Origin of the sequence: Corynebacterium lubricantis DSM 45231 (assembly GCF_000379425.1) — a bacterium.
In the GTDB taxonomy this organism is placed as follows: Bacteria; Actinomycetota; Actinomycetes; order Mycobacteriales; family Mycobacteriaceae; genus Corynebacterium; species Corynebacterium lubricantis.
The window spans coordinates 1-3,994 of record NZ_KB902219.1; the positions used below are offsets into that span (position 1 = coordinate 1).

Here is a 3,994-nt window from a genome sequence, read left to right on the forward strand (position 1 = left end):
CCTCACCGCCTTGTCCTTGAACTCGTCACTGAACTTCCTAGGCATGATCCAATCCTCCTCTAGAAACGATCGGAACTAAACCCAGGACGCTTCAACTGGCCGATGAAAGTGGTGGGTCACCGCCGTGGCCACCCAAGCATGAACCGACCACACCCTCCAGGACTAAAGGCCGGCAACAAGCCCAACACCAGACCACAACAAGAAACCACCCTCACGCACCTAGCACGCACGCGTGCGCGCACGCACGAAAAGACGGCAAGGACCATGAGCTAAACGGTCTGGGTACAGAGGTAGGACAGTTTTACGAGTCAACTGCTGTAGTCAGTGACGAGGTAGGCCGACCCGAAATCACCGAAGACCCGCAGCTGCACCCCCAGAAGTCGACCTACCCGGGCCTGCGGCTGCCACACGCGTGGATCGGCAACACCTACGGGGTGAAATCGACGCACGATCTCACCTCTGGATCCCGGTTCACCCTCATTACCGGAATCAATGGCGGCGCCTGGGAACGAGCAGCGCAGGAAGTATCCGACAAGCTCGGTATCTCACTCGACGTCCTCGTCATCGGGGCGGGCACCGAGAATCAGGACACCTACGGTGACTGGTTCCGCCAACGGGAGATCGATGAGGACGGTGCACTGCTTGTCCGGCCGGACAAGCACATCGCCTGGCGTTCGCTTCACGACGTCAACGACCACTCCGGAAAGCTCGAAGAGGTGCTGCGTCGTGTTCTCTCCCGGAACGAGTCGCCAAAAACGGACACCCCCGTCGAGACCACCACGCAGGCTGAGCCCGCAGTAGCACTCCGTTGATCGACGGGCCGGGCGGCATGACTACCCCGCCCGTATCACCTGCACCGCCTCACGGACCAGCCGCTCCCCCTCTGCGGGGTCGCGCGGTTCCGGCAGCCGGTAGTACCACTCCAGCGCAGTTTTCATCGCCTGGGCGATAATTCGCACGAACACAATCGTCTGGAACTCACTGAGCTCCGGTACCCGGGCGCGCGCCACCGGAATGATCGGCTCAATGGCTGATTCGACGGCCTGCTCCGAGGAATGCGGGGACAGCGACTCCACCACCTCGCTGAGTTGGATCAGCGTCGGGAAGGACTCCAGCTCATCGTCCGAGGTGCGCAGGTGGGTGACCACCAGCTGCTCCACGGCGGACAGCAGGTCAAACTCCTCCGGGATTTCCTCCAGGTCGTGGATCAGTGCCGTGACACGCTCGGTGATGAACTCTTGGAGCGACTGTTCGCGGGAGGAGAAGTAGTTGTGGAAGGTACGCACGGAGACTCCAGCCTTCGCCGTGATGGCGGGAACGGTGAGGCCGTCGGCACCGTCGAAAAGCACGATCTCCGCGGCGGCCCGCGCCAGCGCCGAACGCGTGGCGGCCTTCTTAGACTCGCGCCGACCCGCCATCCGTCTTCTCCAGTTCTCGCTCCGTGTCCGGTGCCTCTAGCTCTTCCAGGGCCTCGCCCTCGATATCCACCTTGGGCACGATCTTATCCAGCCACTTCGGCATCCACCAGGCTCGATCGCCGAGCAGGAACATGGTGGCAGGGATGATCGTCATGCGTACGACGAAGGCATCGAAGAAGATGGCTGCCGCCAGGGCGAAGCCCATCGTCTTGATGAACGCCATGTCCTGCAGCGTGAACGCCGCGAAGACGGAGATCATGATGAGCGCCGCGGCGGTGACCACTCGCGCACCGTGCTTGAAGCCGTTGGACGTGGCGTTGCCGGCAGTCTTGCCCTTCTGATAGCCCTCGCGCATGCGGGTGACCAGGAAGACCTCGTAGTCCATGGCCAGGCCAAAGACAAGGCCGATGAGCATGATCGGCAGGAAGCTGAGCAGCGGCTGCGGGTCGGAGATGATCCCCAGCCAGCCTTCCTGGAAGATCGCGACGGTCACGCCGAAGGTGGCCAGCACCGACAGTCCGAAGCCGAGGGCCGCGATGAGCGGCACCCAGATGGAGCGGAAGGCGACCATGAGCACGAGGAAGGCGAGCACAAGCACGATGGCGATGTACGGCACGAGGACGTCGCCAAGGCGCTGCGACATGTCGTCGAAGATCGGGGTCACGCCGGTGATGCCGTAGGTGGCACCGGTTTCCTCGGTGAAGTCCGCAGCCTCGCCGCGCAGCGTGGTCAGCGTTTCGGAGGTGACCTCGTCGGTGGCACCGCCGGTCGGGGTGATGAGCACCTGTGCGGCATCCATCTCGTCAGTAACGGCGACAACCTGGGCATTCTCCACACCATCGGTGGTGTTGAACTGCTCCACCGCGGTGGCGAAGGTGGCCGGGCGGTCCTGTTCCGAGACGCCGGTGGCGTCGACAAGCGCAACCATCGGTGCGTTCCGTCCGGGGCCGAACGCGTCCGAGGTCATCTCGTAGGCGTCGCGCTGCGGGGAGCCCACGGTCGCGGAGGCGTCGGTCGGCATGGCCAGGCGCATACCCGCGGTCGGGATGGCCAGGATAGCCAGCAGCAGCGCGCCAACGATGAGGTAGAGCCAGGGACGCTTGCGGATCTGGCGGACCCATTTCAAACCCATGGTCGGCTTCTCGTCCTCTGGGTCCGGGACCTTCGGGCCGGCGATGTGGCCGGCGAAGGCGCGGGTGCCCAGCAGTCCGAGGAGTGCAGGCAGGAAGCTCACCGCGATAACCACGGCGAGCGCCACAGTCAGGGCCGCTGCCAGCGCCATCAGGGTGAGGAATGGGATGTTGATAATAGACAGCGCAGCCAGCGCAATGAGCACCGTCAGGCCGGCGAAGACAACCGAGGAACCGGCGGTGCCGGTGGCCATGCCCATGGCGTGCGCGCGTTGTTCGCGGCTGAGTCCCCTGATTTTCGCTGCGACTTCCTTCGGCGTGAGGTTGTAGCCGGAGGTGAGTTTGATCAGCTCGCTGCGGAAGCGAGACACAATGAACAGGGCGTAGTCGATGCCGACGGCGAGGCCGATCATCGAGGCGAGCACTGGGGTCATCTCGTTGACGTCATCGGAGACGAGCGTGCCCAGCTGGACCAGCATAAGCCCGATGCCGACGCCGACGATGGCGGAGATCAACGGCATGCCCGCCGCGACGACGGAGCCGAAGGTGATCAGGAGGACCACCGCTGCGACGGCAAGGCCGAGCAGCTCGGAGGTAAAGCTAATGCTCATCGCCGAGTTAAAGGCGTTGCCGTTGTAGGCGACATTGAGGCCGTCCTCGCCGGCGTCGTACTCGTCGAGCACGTTGGTGACGGACTCGAGCTCATCAGGGGTGATGTCGGTGGCGGTCTCGGCGTCAAAAGTGACCGAGAGGGTGCCGGTGCTCTGGTCTTCGCTCAGCGGGCTGAGCTGGTTGATGTCCGCCTCAATCTGCTCGGGCGGGGTGCCCTGGGCGGCCTTCTGCTCGGTGAGCTGGGCGCTCATGCCCTGGGCCGCGAGAACTGGGTTGACCAGGGCCTCAGGCTCGGCGAGCGCGTCCAGCCCCTGCAGCTCCGCGACAAGCGCGTCGACCTCAGCCATGATCTCCGGGTCGGTGAGCGTCTCGCTCTCCGGAGCCTGAACGACGATGCTGCCGGTCGGCGCGGTGGTCGCGTCGTCGGTCGTCGGGAAGAACTCCGCCATCTCCTCCTGGGTCTCCACGGCCTCGAGCCCGGGGATGGAGAAGTTGGTGGACGGGGTCTTGGCAAACGCCCCCGCGAGGGCGCCCAAGACTATGAGCAGGACTAGCCAGAAGGCCAAAAACGGCCATTTGTTGCGATAGGCAGTTGAGCCTATTCGGTAGAGGAATTTAGCCACGCGGGGGTCCTTCGCTTATCGACGATCATTTCCTGCAGCACCCATGCAAACATGCACTGCCCGTGCAATCTTATGACCTTCTGCGCCCTGCGTAAAATCCAATGGTGCGACCACTAAGCCTGGATCCGCCGATGGTCTTTCGGTGATCGGTTGATTTCGGCTGCGGGCACCACCAAGATTTTCGGGCAGGAATGATCCCCAGATCACGTCG

The 3,994-nt window shown here is 63.6% G+C and carries 4 protein-coding genes; 1 reads left to right on the forward strand and 3 read right to left on the reverse strand.

Annotated features, from left to right (window positions below; genetic code table 11):
• The first annotated feature begins 395 nt into the window (after nt 1-395).
• Nucleotides 396-812: an aromatic-ring hydroxylase C-terminal domain-containing protein gene (locus A37O_RS0110365; RefSeq protein ID WP_342661959.1), complete on the forward strand. Its 417-nt coding sequence runs from the start codon at nt 396-398 to the stop codon at nt 810-812.
• Nucleotides 813-833: 21 nt separating this feature from the next.
• On the opposite strand, the gene A37O_RS0110370 is transcribed toward A37O_RS0110365, so the two are convergent.
• From A37O_RS0110370 to A37O_RS16730, 3 genes are all read right to left on the reverse strand, one after another.
• Nucleotides 834-1,418 (reverse strand): TetR/AcrR family transcriptional regulator, encoded by a 585-nt coding sequence (locus A37O_RS0110370; protein ID WP_018297434.1) that lies wholly within the window; start codon nt 1,416-1,418, stop codon nt 834-836.
• Nucleotides 1,396-3,783 carry an MMPL family transporter gene (locus A37O_RS0110375; RefSeq protein ID WP_018297435.1) on the reverse strand — a complete coding sequence of 796 codons (2,388 nt, stop codon included), beginning with the start codon at nt 3,781-3,783 and terminating at the stop codon, nt 1,396-1,398. Before A37O_RS0110375 ends, A37O_RS0110370 begins: the two co-directional genes overlap by 23 nt.
• Nucleotides 3,784-3,798: 15 nt before the next feature.
• On the reverse strand, nt 3,799-3,994 hold a 196-nt coding region (locus A37O_RS16730), incomplete at its 5' end, for a hypothetical protein (protein WP_211208371.1).

Excerpts from the sequence above, each read along its gene's own strand:
- A37O_RS0110370 (WP_018297434.1), bottom strand. The coding sequence starts at position 1,418 with ATGGCGGGTCGGCGCGAGTCTAAGAAGGCCGCCACGCGTTCGGCGCTG.